Below are 878 nucleotides of genomic sequence, written 5' to 3'. Positions count from 1 at the left end.
GCCTGCTAACATAGCTAAGCCCACGGGGGCAGTCGTTACAGGCCATGGGTGTTTTGCCATGCAACCTCGGCGTGTTGCCCGCGAACTGGCCTTGCTGGGGGTCAGCCAACTGCCGACCACGGCGGCCAAACTCAGCGAAAAACAATTGGAAGATTTGCTGTTGGCAGCTATCCGCACCTTGCAGGAAGAAACCCATGAAACTCTTGCAACCGCAGCAGCGGAGATCCAGCGCAGCGACCGCCTGTTGCAGGAGAGCGATCCCCTGTTGTTGGCCGTTTCTGAGGCGAAGGAGGAGAGCGGATCCCGTTCCCTGGCTCTCCGTCTTCAGCAGGCCCAGCGGCAGCTGCAGCGTCTGGAAAGGGCTTTGCAGGAGGTCGCTGTGCCAAAGGAGTTGCCGGAGCTGGTCTACCAGGCCCAGGTGGCCCTCGGCAACGCGGGTCAAGCCCTAGAGCACCTGGAGCAGCGGCTGCAAAGCGTCCGCCACATCCTGGAGGAAGTTGTTCAGTTGTCCCAAAAGGCCGTCAACCGCCTGGGGGCTGCCCTCTCCATGCCGGAGCTGTTGCACATTGTCCAAGCGCCGGAGGTGCGCGCCTATGCCCTGCAACTGTTGACTGCCCTGCACACCCACAAGGAAGCTATCGATGCGCGCCTGCAGGGGGTCTTGGTGGGCTGGCAACTGCAGCGGGTGGGGCGGATCGAGCGCGATATCCTGCGCCTGGCGGTGGTGGAGATGGAAATACTGGCCAGCAGCCCCGTTAAGGTCGCCATCAACGAAGCTGTAGAGTTGGCCAAAAAGTATGGGGATCCGGAGGCTGCCGCTTTCGTCAACGGCGTGCTGCGACGAGTGGTGGACAGCCAGGAGACACTTGCTGACAGTT

1 protein-coding gene is annotated in these 878 nt (G+C 61.7%); it reads left to right on the top strand.

Annotated features, from left to right (window positions below; translation table 11 throughout):
* Nucleotides 1-58: 58 nt before the first annotated feature.
* The coding region (gene nusB / locus NW860_RS10815; protein ID WP_414426167.1) for a transcription antitermination factor NusB at nt 59-878 on the top strand (820 nt) is incomplete at its 3' end.

The organism is Synechococcus sp. F70.1 (assembly GCF_047502745.1).
In the GTDB taxonomy this organism is placed as follows: domain Bacteria; phylum Cyanobacteriota; class Cyanobacteriia; order Thermostichales; family Thermostichaceae; genus Thermostichus.
Note: the sequence above shows the minus strand (reverse complement) of the source record. Positions and strands in the feature narration are given on the sequence as shown.